We start from the raw sequence: 20,711 nt of genomic DNA, 5'->3' as shown, positions 1-20,711 counted from the left end.
CACCACACCCACGACGCCGTCCCACGGGCGCAACGCGTGCGGTGACCCGCCGACGGTCCCGGGACCGGACGTGTCAGCCGAGGCCGTCGAAGACGTCGTACGGGCCGGGAGCCCGCGCGTCGCGACGGCCGCCTCCGGCGGGGTTCCACCGGCTCATGTCGCCGCCGTGCGCAGCCCCTTGGGCGGGGGCGGCGTCGCGGCGGGCGGCCTCACCCACGTATGCCTGCTCCCACTCACCGACATCGAACTCTTGCGTCGTGGCGGTGCCCATGAATTCCCGCTCTGGAGCGAAGGGGTCGGCGTCGCTACGAGGCGGGGCGGCCACCCGGCCCTGGACAGGCCGCTCCGTGCGGTACGGGAGGTCCGGCAGCTCCTCCCCCGCCGCCCGGGGCACGCCGTTTCCGTGCGGCGGTCGGCGGGGTTCCACCACGGGAGCACCGTTCGGACCGCTGGGGAGCAGCAGTTCCACCCGGACCGTTCCACCCTTGCGCTGCTGGGCGACGAACTCGTCGATCTGCGTGCGGCAGGCGTGGTCGAGGTGGGTCATGGCCGTGAGGTCGAGCCGGATCCGTGGGCTGCCGGCCGCGGCGACGGCGTCGAGCGCGTCGAGCAGCTGCGGGAGCCTGATGAAGGTGGCGCTGCCGGTCATCGTGAGTTTCGCCGTGTCCCCGTCGGTGCTGTGCCGCACGGTGGTCCGGGACATGCGGAGCACGGCGAGCACGACCCCCGCGGCCAGACCGATGAGGACGCCTTCCAGCAGGGCCGTACCGAAGATCGCGAAGGTGGTGACGACCATCACGACCGCCTCTCCCTTGTCCTGCTTCCACAGCCGCGGGAACTGTTCCGGCGCGAGGAGTTTCCAGCCGCTGTGCACCAGCACACCGGCCAGCACCGTGATGGGGATCAACGCGAGGAGGCCGGGCAGCAGCAGGGCGAAGCCCAGCAGCCACAGGCCGTGCAGGGTACGGGAGAGCCGTGTCCTCGCTCCCGCCTGGACGTTGGCCGAACTGCGCGCGACCACGGCCGTCATGGGCAGCGCGCCCAGGGAGCCGCACACCGTGTTGCCGACGCCCTGGGAGAGCAGTTCGCTGTTGTAGCGGGTGCGGGGGCCGGTGTGCATACGGTCCACGGCGGCGGCGGTGAACAGGCTCTCCGCCGAGGCGATCACCGTGAAGGTGAGCACGGTGGCCAGCACGGCCGGGTCGGCCAGCGAGGCGAACTCGGCGGCGCCGGGAAAGTGCACGGAGGCCGTCAGATCGCCCACGCGCAGGGTGTCGATCCGCACCCCCGGCAGCGCGGCAACGGCCATCCCCACGGCGACCGCGACGAGCGGGGCCGGCACCTTGGCCACGGGGCCGGGAACCTTCTTCCAGACGAAGCACAGCGCCACGGTCGCGAGTCCGAGCGCCGTGGCGATCAGCGCGTCGGTCGTACTCAGGGCCGTGGTGACCAGACCGGGCAGGCCCAGCGCGTTCTCCACGGGGGTACCCGGAGCCTTGCTGTCGGCCAGCACATAGGACTGGCTGATCATGAGGGGCAGGCCGATGCCCGCCAGCATGCCCTGGACGACGGCGACGGAGATCGCCTGGAACATCCGGCCGAGCTTGACGAGCGCGAGGGCGATCTGGAGGACTCCTGACGCCAGCACGATGACGCCGAGCGTCGCCGCTCCGTGCGCGGCGATGGCCTCCGCGACCAGCGCGGCGAGTCCTGCGGCGGGTCCGCTCACCTGGAGGGTGCTGCCGCGCATCAGGCCGACGAGCAGCCCGCCGACCACACCGGAGACGATGCCGAGTTCGGCGGTCGCGCCGGAGGCGACAGCCACTCCGATGCACAGGGGCAGGGCGACGAGGAAGACGACGAACGACGCCACGATCTCGGTGACGAGTGAGGCTCCGCGCAGTTCTTCGGCGAGGGTGGGGCGCCGGTCCACGGGCGCGCCGCCCGGGCGGCGCCCGGCGGCGGGACGGGTGGGGAAGGTCCTGCTCGGGGGGCGTGCGTGACGGGCGCGTTTTCGGGTGGGGGAAGTCATGAAGGGAGTCCTTTGGGGGAGCCGTTCGGTGCGACGGGGGCCGAGCGGGTGGGCGTCAGCGGGCCTCGAACGTCCCGTCGTCCCCGAGCTCCAGCAGCGCTCCGGTCTCGACGCGGTAGTACCAGCCGTGCAGGCGGAGTTCGCCCGCGGCGACGAGCCGGCCGGCCGCCGGGTAGGAGCCGAGCACGGCGAGCTGGTGCACGATGTTGCGCTGCACGATCCGCTCGAGCCGCGCGTCCTGGCCGGGGCGCGGGCCGGGGTGCGTGCCGAGGTACGGGGTGAGGGCGGGCCGCACCAGCGACAGCCACGCCTCGACGCCCGGGAGCCCGGACAGGTCGCTGCCCGAGGCCAGGGCGTCCATCGCCCCGCAGTGCGAGTGGCCGCACACCACCACGTCCCGTACGCCGAGCACCTCGAGGGCGTACTCGATGGTGGCGGCCTCGCCGGAGGGGACGCCCGAGCCGGGCGGGGGCACGATGTTGCCGGCGTTGCGCAGTTCGAACACCTCGCCGGGACCGGCGCCGGTGATGAGCGCGGGAACGACGCGGGAGTCCGAGCAGCTGATGACCATGGCCTCGGGCGACTGGCCGGCCGCGAGGGCGCGAAGGGTGTCGGCGTCCCTGCCGGGATTCCGGTGGAAGGAGCGGGCATGGTCGAGAAGGGCCTGCATGGTTGCCTCCTGGGGGTTCGCAGCGGCGCTCGCCACGGGGGCGGCACCTGCGGACTGTGGCAACGACCGTAGGGACGCGGTCGTCAGAGCCGGGCCAGCAGCACGTCAAGGCGCGCCCATGATCCGGCCAGTTCTCTGCGACGGCGGGGTGTGTACGAAGAACAGCCCCCGGAACGCGGGTCGTCGGGCGTGGGATGAGTCACGATCTTCCCGGCGATTCCCTGTTGTACGGTGCAGATGCCGAACTCGCCCTGCACACAAGGCACTTGAGACGCGGCCCGGCCGCGTGTGCCGGCAGGGCCCCCGACGTGTCGCCGAGAACGGACGGATGGGAGGACGACCATGCGGGTGTTGCTCATCGAGGACGACGACACCATCGCCGAGCCCCTGGCCGAAGGTCTGGCGCGCTACGGGCTGGCGGTGGCACGGGTCGCCACCGGCACCGAGGCGCTCGGCGCCCCTTACGGCGACATCGTCCTGCTGGATCTCGGCCTGCCCGACATCGACGGGATCGACGTCTGCCGGCGCATCCGTCAGGTCTCCGACGTGCCCATCATCATGCTCACGGCGCGGGGCGGGGAGGCCGACCGGATCGTGGGTCTGGAGATCGGGGCCGACGACTACCTGGCGAAACCTTTCAGCATTCGTGAGCTGATCGCCCGGGTCCGGGCGGTCACGCGGCGCACGGCCGTTGCCGCCCACGGCTTCACGGGCCCGCCGGAACCGGCCCGCCCGGCTGTGGTGACGGCCCTGCCGGAGCCTTCTGCCGGAGCACCCGGCACGGGCCCGGCGGCCGGTGCCCGCACCGGGCGGCCCTCCGGTGCGGCGGAGGCCGCCCGGCCGGGAGGGCTCGTCGTCGACCGGCGCACCCGCCAGGTCCGGCTGGGTGCCGAACAAGTGGCTCTCACGCCGAAGGAGTTCGACCTGCTGGCGCTGCTGGCGGAGGATCCCGGTGCCGTCTACACCCGCCGGCAGATCATCGACCAGGTGTGGGACCCGCACTTCCACGGCCCGACCAGGACGCTGGACGTCCACGTGGCGACCCTCCGGCGCAAGCTCGGTGACGCCCGCTGGATCGAGACCGTGCGCGGTGTGGGTTTCCGGCTGACCGACGACGTCTCCGTCCCCGACCAGGCCGCTGCCCCCGACCGCGTCCCACCGCTGCCCGACCGCGTCCCACCGCTCCCTGACCGCGTCCCAGCGGTTCCCGACCGCGTGCCACCGGGCCCTGATCGGGTGCCGCCACCGTGACCCGCCGGCTGCGGCTGAGCTACCTCACCCTCGTCGTGCTGGTGCTGCTCAGCCTGGAGATACCGCTGGGCATCGTCTACGGCGGCGCGGAGCGACAGCGGGTGGTGCGCGCCGCGGAGGACGAGGCCGAGGCGCTCGCCGCGTACGCGCGGCTCTCCCTGCGCTCCGACCAGACGGCGGCGCTCGCCCGCCGGGTGATCCACTGTGCCGAGCGGATCCACGGAGAGGTGTTCGTCCTCGACCGCGACGGGAGGGTCCGCGCGGCGTCACGCCCGATGAGCGACCGCGAGGCCCGGGACATGCTGGACCGCAGGCACGTGCGCGCCGCACTGGGCGGGCGGGCGGCCACCGACGTGCGCACCGGTGGCTACGGCCGGGTGGAGGTGCTGGCCGCGGCGGCCCCGGTGACCGCCGGGGCATCGCGTTCCGGTGCGGTGCACCTGACACTGCCCACGGAGGTGGTCTCCCAGCGGGTGCACCGGGTCTGGCTGACGCTCGCCGTCGCGGGACTGCTCGTCCTGACGGCCTTTGCCGGGCTGGGACTCGCCGTGGCGCGCTGGACCGGCCGCCCCATCTTGGAGCTGGAGGCCGTCACCGCCCGGCTGGCCCGCGGCGACCTCTCCGTCCGCGCGACGCTGGCGACGACCACGGGCCCGCCCGAGGTCCGCCGGCTGGCCGGCACCTTCAACGACACCGCCGCGCGCCTGGAGCATGTGATGCGTTCGCAGCGGGCGTTCGCGGGCGAGGCGTCCCACCAGCTCAAGACACCGCTCGCCGCGCTGCGGCTGAGACTGGACAATCTGGAGCCCGGGATCGCTCCCGGCTCCCGCGCCAATCTGACCGCCGCGATGACGGAGACGGAACGGCTGGCCCGGATGGTCGAGACGCTGCTCGCCATGGCCCGGCTCGAGGAGCACGCGACCGCCCGCGTGCCGGTCGACGTCGACCGCTGCGCCCGTGAACGGGCCGCCACCTGGGGACCGTTGTTCGCCTCCCGCGGATGCCGGCTGACCCTCGGCGGCGAGCGCGTCGGCCATGCGCTCGCCGTACCGGGCGCGGTGGAACAGATCCTGGACAACCTGCTCTCCAACGCCCTGCGGGTGTCCGGGCCGGGGACCGAGGTCCGGCTCGAGACCCGCCCGGTGCGCGCTTCTCGCCGGGCGTCGCGCGAAGCACGCTCCCCCTGGGCGGAGTTGCACGTCATCGACGAGGGTCCGGGCCTGCCACCGGAGCAACGCGCCCGCGCCTTCGACCGCTTCTGGCGCGCACCGGGCGCTGCCGCCGGGGGCAGCGGCCTCGGACTCGCCCTGGTGCAGCGGCTCGCCGTCGCCGGCGGCGGGCGGGCCACGCTGGAGGAGGCCCCGCACGGCGGTGTGGACGCGGTGGTCCGCCTGCCCTCTGTGCCGCCCCGGCCGTCCGCGCCGCCGCCTCGTCCGGTGGACGGCCCGCGCGCGCCCTGGAAGCCGCGCCGCATGGCGGACGCGGCCCGCGCCCGCCTGCGCCCCCGCCCCGGCGGCGCCCGCCTCCACCGCGGGGCGCCCCCTGACCCTGACGACCTCCCGCAGCGCCGGACGCGGGCGCGGGCACCGAGCGAGGCCGGGCCGCCGCCACGGACCTGAGCCCGCCGGGCGCGGGCACCGAGCGAGGCCGGGCCGCCGCCACGGACCTGAGCCCGCCGGACGCGGGCGACGAGAAGGCGCCGTGCGCGGGTCGCCGTCGAACCCGTTCTCCCCCCGTCGCTCCGCCGACCGCATCCACGGTCGGCCTGCCCGTCGTCGCTCCCGGTCGGACTCTCCGTCTCTGCCCCGCACGGCAGTGGGCAGTTCTCGGGCGGGCCCATGCCATACGCGGCCACGGCCACCCGCGGGCGTCCGGACGCCGGCAGGGAAGCAAGGACCCCCGGCGGACCGTCGCAAGGGCGGGCCGGATTCCGGAGCTTCTCATTCCACCGCGGCTGATCCCGCCGGCCGGTGAGAGTGCGGCACGGACGTGAACGCGAGGATGTCGCCGACCGCTTCGCGCAAGGTGCCGAAGTGGCGGTGCACGCCGTCCACCGCCGCGGCCGCGTTGACGCCCCACACCGTCATTCCGGCACTCAGTCCGGACCGCACCCCGGAAGGGGCGTCCTCGATGACCAGACAGTCCGCCGGTTCGGCGCCGAGTCGCGCGGCGGCCTGCAGGTAGGGCACGGGCGACGGCTTGCCCTCGTCGACGGCGGCCGCGTCCACGAGGACCTCCGGGACCGGCAGGCCGGTCCGGGCGAAGCGGCCGCGTACCCGGTGTTCGTAGTTCGAGGTGACCAAGGCCCAGCTTCCGGGCCGCAGCGCGGTCAGCAGTTCCAAGGCCCCGTCGAAGGCCGCGTAGGTGCCGGAACGGACGTCCTCGTCCTCCAACGCGTGCAGTGCGGCCAGGCACTCTTGAGGGTCCTCGCCAGGAGCGACCTGCGCGAAGGTCTCCGACGGCCGCGTCCGCAACGCCACCCGGTAGACCTCGTCGGCGTCCAGCTCGTACCGCTCCGCCCATGCTCGCCAGACCCTGCGCTGGTTTTCCACGGCATCGATCAACGTGCCGTCGACATCGAACAGGACGTACTTCATGGCGCCGGGGCGCGCGGTTTCGCCGATCACCCGTCGATCATGCCAGCAGACTCTTTTCGCTCCGGAGCGGCCGCAGCACCGCCGTCCCTTCCTCACGTCCGACCTTCATGGCGAAGTCGAACCGGTCCACCTCCAGACACAACCCCACATCGGCGGGGTGAGCGCCGCCGCGTCGCTCGCCGCGGAGGTCGTCCGCGGCCGGGGAGGTGCCGGCGCGGTGCAGGTAGGGGCCGGGGTCGACACGCTCCCCGGCCAGGAGTCGGTCCAGGTACTCGGCACAGGCCAGATCCTCGGCGGCACGGCCGTCCTCGCCGGTGGCGACGAACGTCACCGACTCGGCGCCGGCATCCGCCAGGGCCCGGGCCGTCGCGCCGGCCACGACGAAGCCGGCGCACAGCGCCAGTCTCGCCTCGACGACCGCCAGGGCCCCGACCGTTCCCGCGGTGGTCTTCTGAATCACGGTGCGACCGGCCAGGTCGGCCTCCTGGATCAGGCGAGGGGAGTTGACCAGGTCGAATCCGCTGGCCGGCGCGCCGTCCTTGAGCGCGAGCCAGCCCGGGTGACTCGCCTTGACCGCCAGTGCCTCGTCCTCGTCGGCAGCGAGAACGATCTTGGCTGCCCCACAGTGGAAGGCCCATGCGGCGGTGGTGAAGGCCCGCATCACATCGATCACCACGGCCACCTGCTCGGTGCCGTCCACCTCGGGTATTCCGACTACTCGCGAGTCCATGGCTGGATGGTTGCAGCCCAACAAAGCGGGTCACAAGGCACTTTGACGATCGCTCGGCGACTCGGGATCTGCTGGGGCGGCTGTCTCTCCGGGCAGGCGACGCCCTCCCCTCACACCTCCAGCCTGGCCAGTGCCGCCGCCGCGGCGGCCGTCAGGCGGGGGTGGGGCAGGGCCGCGCGGACGACCTCCGCCGCGCGTTTGTCGCCGAGCGCCCCGAGGCCCTCCACGCAGGCCAGGGCCACGCGCCAGTGGGGATCCCCGGCCGTCAGTCTGCGGCACAGGACCGTCATCAGCGCCGGCGCGGACTCGGGGGCGCGCAGCCTGGTGAGCAGGCGGACCGGTGACAGGGCGTAGGCGACGCGGAGTTCGTTGGTGGCGAGTGCCGCCGCCGCGCGGGAGGTTCTGGGGTCACCCAGCAGGAACAGCGCGTGGGCCGCGGAGACGCAGCGCTCGGGGTCGCGGTGGTTGAGGAGCAGGACCAAGGACTCGAAGGCCCGGCGGTCGCCGGCGCACCCGAGGCGGAAGGCGGCGAGTTCGCGGGCCCACAGGGCGTGTTCGCCTTGGGTGAGGACCGCGGCGAGTTCGTCACGGTCGGTGGTGGCCAGCAGGCGCTCGTACACCGGACCGCCGCCCGCCTCGTCCCGTAGCCGGCTTGCGAGCGACCGTAACTCCTCGTCCATGGGAGCAGGGTATCGAGGAGGTGAAGGCGCGATCCAGATCACATCACCCCGGGGCTGGCGCGCTCGTTACCCGCGAGTTAACCTCAGGTGAGCGGGTAAACCCCGCGCTTTCGGCGGCCTGGTGACGCAGCCGCCGAGAGGTTGTCGGTTCGGCTTTTCGAAGCCCGCAGTACGACGTGGCCCGGGACAGGCCCGTCGGCCCAGCACCACGACACGCGTTTCCCGCGCGCCGCACGCCCCTCGGTGTACGGCCTGTGCGCATTCGGCGCTTTTCGGCGTTCTTCCGTTCCGCCCGCGCGCGCTCCTCATTCAGTCGTCACTCATCCCTGGAGTCCCGTGATGGACACCCCTCTCCACACCATTGCCGTCGTCGGCCTCGGCACCATGGGCACCGGCATCGCCGAGGTCCTCGCCCGCGCCGGCCGTGAGGTCATCGGCATCGACGTCAGCGACGCCGCGGCACGCCGTGCCGTCCTCGCGCTCGAGGCCTCGACCGCCCGCGCCGTGGAGCGCGAGCGGATCACCGCCGAGGAGCGCCGCAACACCCTCGCCCGCTTCCGCACCTTCTCGGACCTTCAGGCCGCGGCGGAGGCCGACCTCGTCATCGAGGTGGTGCCCGAGTCGTACGAGGCCAAGCTCCAGGTCCTGCGGGAGCTGGACGGCATCGTCCGGCCGCAGGCGATCATCGCCACCGGCACCAACGCCCTCTCCGTGACCCGGCTCGCCGCCGATTCCGAGCACCCCGAGCGCGTGCTCGGCCTGCACTTCTTCAACCCGGCGCCGGCGATGAAGCTGGTCGAGGTGGTCTCCTGTGTGCTCACCGCGCCTGCGGCCGTGGAGGCCGTCACCGCGCTCGCCAGGGAGCTCGGCAAGGAGCCGGTCGCGGTCGGCGACCGGCCCGGGTTCGTGGCCGACGGCCTGCTGTTCGGCTACCTCAACCAGGCGGCGGCGATGTACGAGTCGCGGTACGCCTCCCGTGAGGACATCGACGCCGCGATGAAGCTGGGCTGCGGTCTGCCGATGGGACCGCTCGCGCTGCTCGACCTGATCGGCATCGACACCGCCCGTACCGTCCTCGACGCCATGTACGCGGAGTCGCACGACCGGCTGCACGCCCCGGCGCCCGTCCTGAAGCAGCTCAGCGAGGCGGGCCTGACCGGCCGCAAGGCCGGCCGCGGCTTCTACACGTACGCCGCGCCGGACACCGCGGAGGTGGTCGACGACGCGCTGACCCCCAGGCCGTCGGCGGAGGCGGCCGCCGGCCGTGAGGTCCGCTCGGTGGGTGTGGCCGGCTCGGGCACCATGGCGAGCGGCATCGCCGAGGTCTTCGCCAAGGCCGGTTACGACGTGGTCCTCGCCGCCCGCAGCCTGGAGAAGGCGGAGGTGGCCAAGGCCCGGATCGGCAAGTCGCTGGCCCGCTCGGTCTCCAAGGGCCGGATGACGGAGGAGGCCCGTGAGGCCACCCTCGCCCGGATCGCGCCCGCCGGTTCGCTGGACGCCTTCTCCGACGTCGATCTGGCGCTGGAGGCGGTGGCCGAGGACCTGGAGATCAAGCAGCAGCTGTTCGCCACCCTGGACAAGATCTGCAAGCCGGGCGCGGTGCTCGCCACGACGACCTCGTCGCTGCCGGTCGTCGCCTGTGCCCGCGCCACCTCGCGCCCCGAGGACGTCATCGGGATGCACTTCTTCAACCCGGCGCCGGCGATGAAGCTGGTCGAGGTGGTCCGCACGGTCCTCACCGCCGACGACGTTCACGCCACGGTCCGTGAGGTCACCGCGAAGATCAAGAAGCACCCGGTGGACTGCGGCGACCGCGCCGGCTTCATCGTGAACGCGCTGCTCTTCCCGTACCTCAACAACGCGATCAAGATGGTCGAGGAGCACTACGCCAGCCTCGACGACATCGACGCCGCGATGAAGCTCGGCGGCGGCTACCCGATGGGCCCGTTCGAGCTGCTCGACGTGGTCGGGCTCGATGTCTCGCTGGCCATCGAGAAGGTGCTGCACAGCGAGTTCCGCGACCCGGGTCTCGCCCCGGCGCCGCTGCTGGAGCACCTGGTGGCGGCGGGCTGCCTCGGCCGCAAGACGGGACGCGGCTTCCGCGAATATGCCCGGCGCTGAGTCCGACGCCGGCTGGGGCGGGCTGCTCGGTCCGGGCGGCCCGTCCCCGGCTCCGGCCCCGTCCGACGCCGGCACCGCTCCGTGGGCGCATTCAGCTGCTCGAATGCAGTACGTTCAGATCATGCCCCAGCCCGCTGATACCTCCCGCCGCACCGGCCGCGCCGGTGCCCAGGCCGACGCCCCGGAGAGCGCCGCAGGCTCCCGCGCCGCCGCGCAACGTCTGAAGATGCGCCGTGAACTGGCGGCGGCGGCCATGGAGTTGTTCGCGACCAAGGGCTACGAGGCGACGACCGTCGACGAGATCGCCGCCACGGCGGGCGTGGCACGGCGGACCTTCTTCCGCCACTTCCGCTCCAAGGAAGAGGCGATCTTCCCGGACCACGACGACACGCTGGTGCGGGCGGAGGCGGTGCTGAACGCCGCGCCGCCCCACGAGCACCCGCTGGACACGGTCTGCCGCGGCATCAAAGAGGTCATGCGGATGTACGCGGCCTCTCCCGCGGTCTCCGTGGAGCGCTACCGCCTGACGCGTGAGGTGCCGACGCTGCGGGAGCGCGAGATCGCGTCGGTGGCCCGCTACGAGCGCCTGTTCACGCGCTATCTGCTGGGCCATTTCGACGAGCGCGACCACCACGACGGCAATGACGACCCGCTGCTGGCCGAGGTGGCCGCCTCCGCGGTCGTCACCGCGCACAACCACGTGCTGCGTCGCTGGCTGCGGGCCGGCGGCCAGGGCGACGTGGAGGCCCAGCTCGACCACGCGTTCGCGATCGTCCGTGACACCTTCGGCTCGGGCATAGGGGCCGGCCGCAAGAGCGGCACGGTCATGGGCGAGGCCGCCGCGGCGGCCGAGGAACCCGCGGCGACGGCCCGCACACAGGGCGAGGTGCTGGTGGCCGTGGCGCGTACGGACGCGCCGCTGAGCGAGGTCATGCGAACGATCGAGCAGGCGCTCAAGAGCGGCTGACCAACCGCACCAAATTCACCCGTCCGGCGGTACCCGCCGCCGCGAGAGTCACATCACCACCGCTAACTCCAGCAGCACACATACGCACCCACCGTCACGGCCGCCCCGCCCAGGGGCGGCCGTTCGCGCTGCTCAGGGCCCCATTCGATCGATCATCGCTCATATGTGTCCGGCGGATTGCATCTGAGAGAAATTCTTGGCACGCAGTGTCTTGTCACCTGGCACGGGGTGCCATACGTTGATGTTGTCCGGGCGGCCGGCGTGCAGAGACCATTCGTACGCCGGCTGTCCCCGCAACCATCGCGCTGCGCGCCCGGACGCCTGCGTCACAGGCACCTTCAGGCGCCCACCAGCGCCGCCATCGAGCACCACCCGCCGAACCGACGGCACACCTCCACAACAGCAGCACCACCCCGACGTACCCCTCAGCGTCCCCCTCAGACGCTCTTCGCCGGAGGCAACACCGTGAAGGAAATCCTGGACGCGATCCAGTCGACGGAGTCCACGTCCGCCGACTTCGCCGCTCTGACCATCCCCGAGTCCTACCGCGCGGTCACCGTGCACAAGGACGAGGTCGACATGTTCGAGGGCCTCACCACGCGGGAGAAGGACCCCCGCAAGTCCCTCCACGTCGAGGACGTGCCGGTGCCGGAGCTCGGCCCCGGCGAGGCCCTGGTTGCGGTCATGGCCTCCTCGGTCAACTACAACTCCGTGTGGACCTCGATCTTCGAGCCGCTCTCGACCTTCGGGTTCCTCGAGCGCTACGGACGCCTGTCCGAGCTCACCAAGCGCCACGACCTGCCGTACCACGTCATTGGCTCCGACCTCGCTGGCGTCGTCCTGCGCACCGGCCCCGGCGTGAACGCCTGGAACCCCGGGGACGAGGTCGTCGCGCACTGCCTCTCCGTCGAGCTGGAGTCCTCCGACGGCCACAACGACACGATGCTCGACCCCGAGCAGCGCATCTGGGGCTTCGAGACCAACTTCGGCGGCCTGGCCGAGATCGCGCTCGTCAAGTCCAACCAGCTGATGCCCAAGCCCAAGCACCTCAGCTGGGAGGAGGCCGCCTCCCCGGGCCTGGTCAACTCCACCGCGTACCGTCAGCTCGTCTCCCGCAACGGCGCCGGCATGAAGCAGGGCGACAACGTCCTCATCTGGGGCGCCAGCGGCGGACTCGGCTCCTACGCCACCCAGTTCGCCCTGGCCGGCGGCGCCAACCCGATCTGTGTCGTCTCCAGCGACCAGAAGGCGGACATCTGCCGGAAGATGGGCGCCGAGGCGATCATCGACCGCAACGCCGAGGGCTACAAGTTCTGGAAGGACGAGCAGACCCAGGACCCGAAGGAGTGGAAGCGCTTCGGCAAGCGCATCCGCGAACTCACCGGCGGCGAGGACATCGACATCGTCTTCGAGCACCCCGGCCGCGAGACCTTCGGCGCGAGCGTCTACGTCACCCGCAAGGGCGGCACCATCACCACCTGCGCCTCGACCTCGGGCTACATGCACGAGTACGACAACCGCTACCTGTGGATGTCGCTGAAGCGGATCATCGGCTCGCACTTCGCCAACTACCGCGAGGCGTGGGAGGCCAACCGCCTCATCGCCAAGGGCAAGATCCACCCGACGCTCTCGAAGGTCTACTCCCTCGAGGACACCGGCCAGGCCGCGTACGACGTGCACCGCAACCTCCACCAGGGCAAGGTCGGCGTCCTCGCCCTCGCCCCGCAGGAGGGTCTCGGTGTCCGCGACCCGGAGATGCGCGAGAAGCACCTCGACGCCATCAACCGCTTCAGGAATGTCTGAGGTCTGCAGATGACAGAGCGCCAGAAGGACCGGCCCTGGCTCATGCGGACGTACGCCGGTCACTCGACCGCGGAAGCGTCCAACGAGCTGTACCGGCGCAACCTCGCCAAGGGACAGACAGGTCTGTCGGTGGCCTTCGACCTGCCGACCCAGACCGGTTACGACCCCGACCACATCCTCGCCCGCGGCGAGGTCGGCCGGGTCGGGGTGCCGGTCTCCCATCTGGGCGACATGCGCCGGCTGTTCCAGGACATCCCCCTGGAGCAGATGAACACCTCGATGACCATCAACGCCACCGCCATGTGGCTGCTGGCGCTGTACCAGGTGGTCGCCGAGGAGCAGGGTGCGGACATCACCAGGCTCCAGGGCACGACGCAGAACGACATCGTCAAGGAGTACCTGTCGCGCGGGACGCACGTCTTCCCGCCCGGTCCTTCGCTGCGCCTGACCACCGACATGATCACGTACACGGTGGCCAACATCCCCAAGTGGAACCCCATCAACATCTGCAGCTACCACCTGCAGGAGGCCGGGGCCACGCCGGTGCAGGAGATCGCGTACGCGATGTCCACAGCGATCGCCGTGCTCGACGCGGTGCGCGACTCCGGCCAGGTGCCGGCGGACAAGTTCGGTGACGTGGTCGCCCGTATCTCGTTCTTCGTGAACGCGGGCGTCCGCTTCATCGAGGAGATGTGCAAGATGCGCGCGTTCGGGCGCATCTGGGACAAGGTCACCCGTGAGCGCTACGGCATCGAGAACGAGAAGCAGCGCCGCTTCCGCTACGGCGTCCAGGTCAATTCCCTCGGACTGACCGAGGCGCAGCCGGAGAACAACGTCCAGCGCATCGTGCTCGAGATGCTGGCCGTGACGCTCTCCAAGGACGCCCGGGCGCGGGCCGTGCAGCTGCCCGCGTGGAACGAGGCGCTGGGTCTGCCCCGGCCCTGGGACCAGCAGTGGTCGCTGCGCATCCAGCAGGTGCTGGCGCACGAGTCGGACCTGCTGGAGTACGAGGACATCTTCGACGGCTCGCACGTCATCGAGGCCAAGGTCGAGTCGCTGGTCGCCGAGTGTCTCGAGGAGATCGACCGGATCCAGGAGATGGGCGGCGCCATGGCGGCCGTCGAGTCCGGCTACCTCAAGTCGCAACTGGTCTCCTCGCACGCCGAGCGGCGGGCACGGATCGAGGCGGGCGACGAGAAGATCGTCGGCGTCAACATCTACGAGACCACCGAGGAGAACCCGCTCACCGCGGGCGTCGAATCCGGCGAATCCGCGATCCTGACCATCGACCCGGCGAACGAGGCCCGGGTCGTGGCCAAGCTCCACGAGTGGCGCGCGGACCGCGACGAGTCCCGTGCGGCCGAGGCCCTCGCGGCGCTGAAGAAGGCCGCGGCGGGCACCGAGAACCTGATGGCGGCCACCGTCGAGTGTGCGCGTGCGGGCGTCACCACCGGCGAGTGGGCCTGGGCGCTGCGTGACGTCTTCGGCGAGTTCCGTGCGCCGACGGGCGTCAGCAGCGCCCCGGTGGCCGTCACCGCGGAGGCGGGCACCCCGCTCGCCGCCGTGCGCGAGAAGGTGGCGCGTACCGCGGACGAGCTGGGCTCGGGCCGGCTGCGGCTGCTGGTCGGCAAGCCCGGTCTGGACGGGCACTCCAACGGCGCCGAGCAGATCGCCGTACGGGCCCGCGACGCCGGGTTCGAGGTGGTCTACCAGGGCATCCGGCTCACGCCCGAGCAGATCGTCTCCGCCGCCCTCGCGGAGGACGTGCACTGCGTCGGCCTCTCCATCCTGTCCGGCTCGCACGCCGAGCTGGTGCCGGACGTGCTCGCACGGCTGCGCGAGGCGGGCGCCGCGGACATTCCGGTGATCGTCGGCGGGATCATCCCGAACGCCGACGGCGCCGCACTGAAGCAGGCGGGCGTGGCCGCCGTCTTCACCCCGAAGGACTTCGGTATCACGGAGATCATCGGCCGTATCGTCGACGAGATCCGTAAAGCGAACAAGCTCGACCCTCTGGAGGTCCCCGCATGAGCACCCCTGTGCACCCGGTCAACCGTCTTCGTCCGCGCCGTTCCTGCCTGGCGGTGCCCGGCTCGAACCCGCGGTTCCTGGAGAAGGCCCAGGGTCTGCCCGCCGACCAGGTCTTCCTGGACCTGGAGGACGCCTGCGCGCCGCTCGCCAAGCCGGACGCGCGCCACACCATCGTGAAGTTCCTCAACGAGGGCGACTGGACCGGCAAGACGCGGGTCGTGCGGGTCAACGACTGGACCACGCACTGGACCTACCGTGACGTCGTCACGGTCGTCGAGGGCGCCGGCCAGAACCTCGACTGCATCATGCTGCCGAAGGTGCAGGACGCCCAGCAGATCGTGGCGCTGGACCTGCTGCTCACCCAGATCGAGAAGACGATGGGCTTCGAGGTCGGCAAGATCGGCATCGAGGCGCAGATCGAGAACGCGCAGGGCCTCAACAACGTCAACGCAATCGCCCAGGCGTCGCCGCGCGTCGAGACGATCATCTTCGGTCCGGCCGACTTCATGGCCTCCATCAACATGAAGTCCCTGGTGGTCGGCGAGCAGCCCCCCGGTTACGACGCCGACGCGTACCACTACATCCTGATGAAGATCCTGATGGCGGCCCGCGCCAACAACCTCCAGGCGATCGACGGCCCCTACCTGCAGATCCGCAACATCGACGGCTACCGCGCGGTCGCGCAGCGCGCCGCCGCGCTCGGCTTCGACGGCAAGTGGGTGCTCCACCCGGGTCAGGTCGAGGCGTCCAACGAGATCTTCTCGCCGTCGCAGGAGGACTACGACCACGCGGAGCTGATCCTCGACGCGTACGACTACTACACGTCGGAGGCCGGCGGCAAGAAGGGCTCGGCGATGCTCGGCGACGAGATGATCGACGAGGCCAGCCGCAAGATGGCGCTCGTCGTCTCCGGCAAGGGGCGCGCGGCGGGCATGCAGCGCACCAGCAAGTTCGAGATCCCGGAGGGCTGACGACCATGCAGTTCGGACGCACCTATGAGGAGTTCGAGGTCGGGGCGGTCTACAAGCACTGGCCCGGGAAGACGGTCACCGAGTACGACGACCACCTCTTCTGCCTCCTGACGATGAACCACCACCCCCTCCACATGGACGTCAACTATGCGGAGAACACGACGGACTTCGGCAAGAACGTCGTGGTGGGCAACTACATCTACTCGCTGCTCCTCGGCATGTCCGTGCCGGACGTCTCCGGCAAGGCCATCGCCAACCTGGAGATCGAGTCGCTGCGGCACGTGGCGCCGACCTTCCACGGCGACACGATCTACGGCGAGACCACCGTCCTCGACAAGACGCCCTCCAGGTCGAAGAACGACCGCGGGATCGTCTACGTGGAGACCAAGGGCTACAAGCAGGACGGCACCCTCGTCTGCGTCTTCCGGCGCAAGGTGATGGTCCCGACGGAGACGTACATCAAGGAGCGCGGCGGCGAGCAGCCCGGCCGGCCCGAGCTGAAGTCACAGGAGAAGTAGTCATGGCGCGACTCGCCCAGACCCACGGTCTGACCGATGTTCAGCAGGAGATCCTCGCCACCGTGCGGGACTTTGTCGACAAGGAGATCATTCCTGTCGCGACCGGGCTGGAGCACAAGGACGAGTACCCGACGCAGATCGTCGAGGGCCTGAAGGAACTCGGCCTGTTCGGCCTGATGATCCCGGAGGAGTACGGTGGCCTGGGCGAGTCCCTTCTCACGTACGCGCTGTGCGTGGAGGAGATCGCCCGTGGCTGGATGTCCGTGTCCGGCATCATCAACACCCACTTCATCGTGGCGTACATGCTCAAGCAGCACGGCACGCAGGAACAGAAGGACACCTTCCTGCCGCGCATGGCGCTGGGCGAGGTGCGGGGCGCGTTCTCGATGTCCGAGCCCGGCCTCGGCTCCGACGTGTCGGCCATCACGTCCAAGGGCGTCAAGGACGGCGACGAGTACGTCCTCAACGGCCAGAAGATGTGGCTGACGAACGGCGGCACGTCCACTCTGGTCGCCGTCCTGTGCCGGAGTGACGAAGGACACCCCGAGGGGACCGCCCCGCACAAGTCGATGACGACCTTCCTCGTCGAGAAGGAGCCCGGCTTCGGAGAGGTCCGCCCCGGCCTCACCATCCCCGGGAAGATCGACAAGATGGGTTACAAGGGCGTCGACACGACCGAACTCATCATGGACGGACTACGCATTCCGGCCAATCGGGTACTCGGCGGCACCACCGGCCGAGGGTTTTACCAAATGATGGACGGCGTCGAGGTCGGACGCGTGAACGTGGCCGCGCGTGGCTGCGGTGTCGCGCAGCGTGCCTTTGAGCTGGGCGTCTCCTACGCCCAGCAGCGCCACACCTTCGGCAAGCAGATCGCCCAGCACCAGGCCATCCAGTTCAAGCTGGCCGAGATGGCTACCAAGGTCGAGGCCGCGCATGCGATGATGGTCAACGCAGCTCGCAAAAAGGACTCCGGGGAACGAAACGACCTGGAAGCAGGGATGGCGAAGTACCTCGCCTCCGAGTACTGCAAGGAAGTCGTCGAGGACGCCTTCCGTATCCACGGCGGCTACGGCTTCTCCAAGGAGTACGAGATCGAGCGCCTCTACCGCGAGGCCCCGATGCTGCTGATCGGCGAAGGTACCGCCGAGATCCAGAAAATGATCATTGGTCGTCGGCTGCTCGAGGAGTACCGATTCCAGGGTTGATTGTCGCTTTTGAGTCGGTTACGGCCGGAAGATGATCACACCCTGTCATCATCTTCCGGCCGCCGACTCGGCTTCTGCCTTTCCCAGTTGCGGGTCGTAACCGATACGATCGCGGGAAAGCCGCCGTCCCCCGTTGCCAGCGCGGCATCATCCGCTACGAAGGTCATCCATGCCCCACAGCCAAACCTCTGCACCTCGCGACAGCCTCCTTGGCGTACGTATCGCTCGCGGAGCATCGCCGTGGCTTCTGCCGACCGTCGCCACCGCTGCACTCAGCCTGGCCCGCTCACGCCGCTCCCGGCGTGCCGCGGCCATCGCCGTGCCCACCACCGCGCTCGCGGCGGGCATGCTGTGGTTCTTCCGCGACCCCGAGCGTGAGATCGCACACGGCCGGGTCATCTCGCCCGCCGACGGTGTGGTGCAGAGCATCATGCCGTGGAAGGACGGACGTACCCGCGTCGCGATCTTCATGAGCCCGCTCAACGTCCACGTCAACCGCGCGCCCCTCTCGGGCACGGTGACGTCGGTCGAGCACATCCCGGGCGGTTTCGTCCCCGCGTTCAACAAGGAGAGCGAGAACAACGAGCGCGTTGTCTGGCACTTCGACACCGAGCTCGGTGACATCGAGATGGTGCAGATCGCCGGCGCGGTCGCGCGGCGGATCGTCCCGTACATCCCGCAGGGCACCAAGGTCGAGCAGGGCGACCGCATCGGTCTGATCCGCTTCGGATCGCGCGTTGACATCTACCTTCCGGAAGGTGTCGACGTCGCTGTCGAGGTCGGTCAGACCACGACCGCGGGGGTGACTCGAATTGACCGTGATTGATCCCGACACACAGGCCACGAACTGGGTCGCCGAGGACGACGACGCGGAGGAAATGCCGCTGTCCCTTCGGCTGTCAATAGCGGACACCCTCACGCTCGGTAACGCGACGTGCGGCTTCATGGCGGTGTACTTCACCACCACCGGCATCCTCATCCCGCACCTCTCGGGTGACCAGTCGGGCATGGCCCGCAACAGCGCGGCCACAGCGGTGATACTGATGCTGTGCGCGGCTGTCTTCGACCTGTTCGACGGCCTCGTCGCCCGCAAGCTGCGGTCGTCGCCGATGGGCGCGGAGCTGGACAACCTCTCCGACCTGATCAGCTTCGGTCTGGCGCCGGCGTACTTCGTGCTCGTGTACGGCATGGTCGCGAGTGACGCGCACGAGCGGGTCGCGGCGGTGGGCGCGATCGTTGTGCTGTTGGCGGTGGTGCTGCGGCTTGCCCGCTTCTCGTGCGTCACCGTGAAGGACGGCACGTTCCAGGGCATGCCGTCCCCGTTCGGGGCCCTCACGGTCGTCTCGATCGTGCTGCTCGAGCTGCCGTTCGAGGCGACACTGCTGGCGGTCGTCGGTACCGCGTGGCTGATGGTGAGCCGGGTCGAGTACCCCAAGCCGCGGGGCGTCCTCGCGGTGGCGGTGCTCGCCTGGATCGTGGCGGCCATGGGCATGCTGGCGGCGTGGGCGTTCGACGCGCCGGGCGGCCAGGTGCTGCTGCAGATGGGCTGCGCGCTACAGATCGTGATGGCGGCGACCATCCCGCTCTTCGCGACGGCACGCCGCGTGAACACGTTCCGCGACAACCGGCGCGAGAGCCGCGAGGCACGGGCGGCGCAGCTGCCGTAACGCGCCTGTACGCAGCCCGAGGGCCCGGACCGAATCCGATTCGGTCCGGGCCCTCGGGCTTTCCCCCAGCATGCTGAACAGGATGTAGCGGTCCAGGAAGGGCGGCTTGGCCAAGGAGAGGCCGACCAGGCCGATCTGCGGCACGGCCGGCAACGGCAGAGCGACGGCCGCCGGCGAGAGTCGACCCGCCCGTGGCCGGTCCAGAAGGGCCCCGAGAGCGCCGATGGCCGCACGATCGCCGGGCCGACCAGCATCGGCCAGGTCAGCGGCGGTATCCAGGACACCTGCCGGGACTGGGTCAGGTGAAAAGGATCATCGGCACCAGCAGCAGGGTGGAGATGCCCGCTCCAGCCGCGACCGCCTCTGGAACACGAAGGGCCGGGGAGAGACCACGTACAGCGACTCCTCCACGAGCAACTACGTCGTGAAGGTCACCGCTTGCGTGCAGTACGACCTGACCCCGGACAAGTGCGGCCCGGACGACCGGCCCGGCGACGGACGCTGATCCCACACCCTCTGCGGCACGTCCTGATCGTGTCGAGGCCCGTATGCCTTCCGCATCCGGGCCTCGCCCGTTGCACGCGCCGCGCCCTCACCCGCTGCATGCGGGCGCCGGTACGTCGCGCGGGACGTCCGGGTCGAGCAGGCCGAGCCGCTGCGCGTGCAGCACGGCGCTGAGACGGTCCGGAGCCTCCAGCTTCCGGTAGATGCTCTGCAGATGCTTGTGCACGGTCCGCACCGACACATGCAGTCGACGGCCGATGGTCTGCGCGGGCAGGCCCTCGGCGAGCAGTCGCAGGACCGCGGTCTCGCGCGGGGTGAGGCCGAGATCGGACGCCCGTGCGCCGGACGGGCATGCCGCACCGCCGTCTCCGCCCGACATGCCAGGCGTCGCGTAGCCGCTGAGCAGTTCGTGCTGGGCCGCGGCCGCGCGCAGCAGCGGCTGGACGGCCACCGCGTACCGCAGGGCCCGCTCGTCGAAGTCGGGGCCGGCGCGGTGGATCAGGAAACCCCGCACCGGCCGGCTCCGGCCGGGCAGGGGCAGGCCCAGCATGTGATCGGTGCCGAGGCACTGGCGGAGGACGCTCGCGGTCTCGCTGTTCCGCCACCGGGCGCCGGTGAGCTGGGCCGCCGTGCGGGGTGCGCGGTCCTGCACGGTGCCGTAGTGCCCGGCGAAGGGGTAGCCCTCGCGGATGAGGCGTACGGCCCGGCGCGAGGGAACCTCCGCCGCGCTGCCCGCGCCTCTTCGCCACGCCCGCACGGGCCCGTCGTCCGCAGCCCACTCGGAGTCCTTGGCGACCACCACCTCGCCGCCGAGCGCGCGCATCAGTTCCTCCGCCACAGCACGCCACAGATGATCCGGGTCCCTGGTCTCCAGGAGACTCACGGCGAGTTCCAGCATGCGTGCGTAGTCGTTTACTGCCGGGTCGGACATCCCTCTGCCTTTCGCGTCCCCCTGCCTGGG

17 protein-coding genes are annotated in these 20,711 nt (G+C 70.8%); 11 read left to right on the top strand and 6 right to left on the bottom strand.

Going from position 1 to position 20,711, the window contains the following annotated elements; translation table 11 throughout:
• Nucleotides 1-73: 73 nt before the first annotated feature.
• Together ACTMTU_RS02105 and ACTMTU_RS02100 are read right to left on the bottom strand one after the other, a co-directional pair.
• Nucleotides 74-2,032 (bottom strand): SulP family inorganic anion transporter, encoded by a 1,959-nt coding sequence (locus ACTMTU_RS02105; RefSeq protein WP_441261664.1) that lies wholly within the window; start codon nt 2,030-2,032, stop codon nt 74-76.
• Between the two features lie 55 nt (nt 2,033-2,087).
• Nucleotides 2,088-2,702, bottom strand: coding sequence for a carbonic anhydrase (locus ACTMTU_RS02100; protein WP_441261663.1), 615 nt, complete (start codon nt 2,700-2,702; stop codon nt 2,088-2,090).
• Nucleotides 2,703-3,044: 342 nt separating this feature from the next.
• Here ACTMTU_RS02100 and ACTMTU_RS02095 point away from each other — a divergent pair, with 342 nt between their 5' ends.
• Both ACTMTU_RS02095 and ACTMTU_RS02090 read left to right on the top strand, forming a co-directional pair.
• Nucleotides 3,045-3,953 carry a winged helix-turn-helix domain-containing protein gene (locus ACTMTU_RS02095; protein ID WP_441261662.1) on the top strand — a complete coding sequence of 303 codons (909 nt, stop codon included), beginning with the start codon at nt 3,045-3,047 and terminating at the stop codon, nt 3,951-3,953.
• Nucleotides 3,950-5,572: a sensor histidine kinase gene (locus tag ACTMTU_RS02090; protein ID WP_441261661.1), complete on the top strand. Its 1,623-nt coding sequence runs from the start codon at nt 3,950-3,952 to the stop codon at nt 5,570-5,572. Before ACTMTU_RS02095 ends, ACTMTU_RS02090 begins: the two co-directional genes overlap by 4 nt.
• A gap of 321 nt (nt 5,573-5,893) precedes the next feature.
• Here ACTMTU_RS02090 and ACTMTU_RS02085 read toward each other — a convergent pair whose 3' ends face one another.
• From ACTMTU_RS02085 to ACTMTU_RS02075, 3 genes are all read right to left on the bottom strand, one after another.
• The gene (locus ACTMTU_RS02085; protein WP_441261660.1) at nt 5,894-6,580 is read right to left on the bottom strand and encodes an HAD family hydrolase; all 687 of its coding nucleotides are present in this window, start codon (nt 6,578-6,580) and stop codon (nt 5,894-5,896) included.
• A 7-nt stretch (nt 6,581-6,587) separates the two neighbouring features.
• A complete protein-coding gene (locus tag ACTMTU_RS02080) occupies nt 6,588-7,280 on the bottom strand; it encodes a 2-phosphosulfolactate phosphatase (RefSeq protein WP_441261659.1) in 693 nt (230 codons plus the stop codon).
• 110 nt (nt 7,281-7,390) lie between these two features.
• Nucleotides 7,391-7,960 (bottom strand): HEAT repeat domain-containing protein, encoded by a 570-nt coding sequence (locus tag ACTMTU_RS02075; protein ID WP_441261658.1) that lies wholly within the window; start codon nt 7,958-7,960, stop codon nt 7,391-7,393.
• A gap of 339 nt (nt 7,961-8,299) precedes the next feature.
• Here ACTMTU_RS02075 and ACTMTU_RS02070 point away from each other — a divergent pair, with 339 nt between their 5' ends.
• From ACTMTU_RS02070 to pssA, 9 genes are all read left to right on the top strand, one after another.
• On the top strand, nt 8,300-10,081 hold the full coding sequence (locus ACTMTU_RS02070) for a 3-hydroxyacyl-CoA dehydrogenase family protein (RefSeq protein WP_441261657.1): 1,782 nt from the start codon (nt 8,300-8,302) through the stop codon (nt 10,079-10,081).
• Nucleotides 10,082-10,202: 121 nt separating this feature from the next.
• Nucleotides 10,203-11,048, top strand: a complete 846-nt coding sequence (locus ACTMTU_RS02065; protein WP_441261656.1) for a TetR family transcriptional regulator — start codon at nt 10,203-10,205, stop codon at nt 11,046-11,048.
• A 465-nt stretch (nt 11,049-11,513) separates the two neighbouring features.
• Complete coding sequence (gene ccrA, locus ACTMTU_RS02060; RefSeq protein WP_441261655.1) at nt 11,514-12,851, top strand: crotonyl-CoA carboxylase/reductase; 1,338 nt, start codon at nt 11,514-11,516, stop codon at nt 12,849-12,851.
• Nucleotides 12,852-12,860: 9 nt separating this feature from the next.
• Nucleotides 12,861-14,882: a protein meaA gene (locus ACTMTU_RS02055; RefSeq protein ID WP_441261654.1), complete on the top strand. Its 2,022-nt coding sequence runs from the start codon at nt 12,861-12,863 to the stop codon at nt 14,880-14,882.
• Nucleotides 14,879-15,853: an HpcH/HpaI aldolase/citrate lyase family protein gene (locus tag ACTMTU_RS02050; protein WP_441261653.1), complete on the top strand. Its 975-nt coding sequence runs from the start codon at nt 14,879-14,881 to the stop codon at nt 15,851-15,853. Before ACTMTU_RS02055 ends, ACTMTU_RS02050 begins: the two co-directional genes overlap by 4 nt.
• 5 nt (nt 15,854-15,858) lie before the next feature.
• Nucleotides 15,859-16,371, top strand: a complete 513-nt coding sequence (locus tag ACTMTU_RS02045) for a MaoC family dehydratase (RefSeq protein ID WP_159684572.1) — start codon at nt 15,859-15,861, stop codon at nt 16,369-16,371.
• Nucleotides 16,372-16,373: 2 nt separating this feature from the next.
• Nucleotides 16,374-17,579, top strand: a complete 1,206-nt coding sequence (locus ACTMTU_RS02040; RefSeq protein WP_005309527.1) for an acyl-CoA dehydrogenase family protein — start codon at nt 16,374-16,376, stop codon at nt 17,577-17,579.
• Nucleotides 17,580-17,748: 169 nt separating this feature from the next.
• Nucleotides 17,749-18,405, top strand: a complete 657-nt coding sequence (locus tag ACTMTU_RS02035) for a phosphatidylserine decarboxylase (protein ID WP_189464470.1) — start codon at nt 17,749-17,751, stop codon at nt 18,403-18,405.
• Nucleotides 18,392-19,246, top strand: coding sequence for a CDP-diacylglycerol--serine O-phosphatidyltransferase (gene pssA, locus ACTMTU_RS02030; protein WP_441261652.1), 855 nt, complete (start codon nt 18,392-18,394; stop codon nt 19,244-19,246). Before ACTMTU_RS02035 ends, pssA begins: the two co-directional genes overlap by 14 nt.
• Nucleotides 19,247-19,838: 592 nt before the next feature.
• Here pssA and ACTMTU_RS02025 read toward each other — a convergent pair.
• The gene (locus tag ACTMTU_RS02025; RefSeq protein ID WP_441261651.1) at nt 19,839-20,681 is read right to left on the bottom strand and encodes a response regulator transcription factor; all 843 of its coding nucleotides are present in this window, start codon (nt 20,679-20,681) and stop codon (nt 19,839-19,841) included.
• Nucleotides 20,682-20,711 lie beyond the last annotated feature (30 nt).

The organism is Streptomyces sp. OZ13 (assembly GCF_052068155.1).
GTDB lineage: Bacteria > Actinomycetota > Actinomycetes > Streptomycetales > Streptomycetaceae > Streptomyces.
This window is presented reverse-complemented; position numbering and strand designations above follow the sequence as displayed.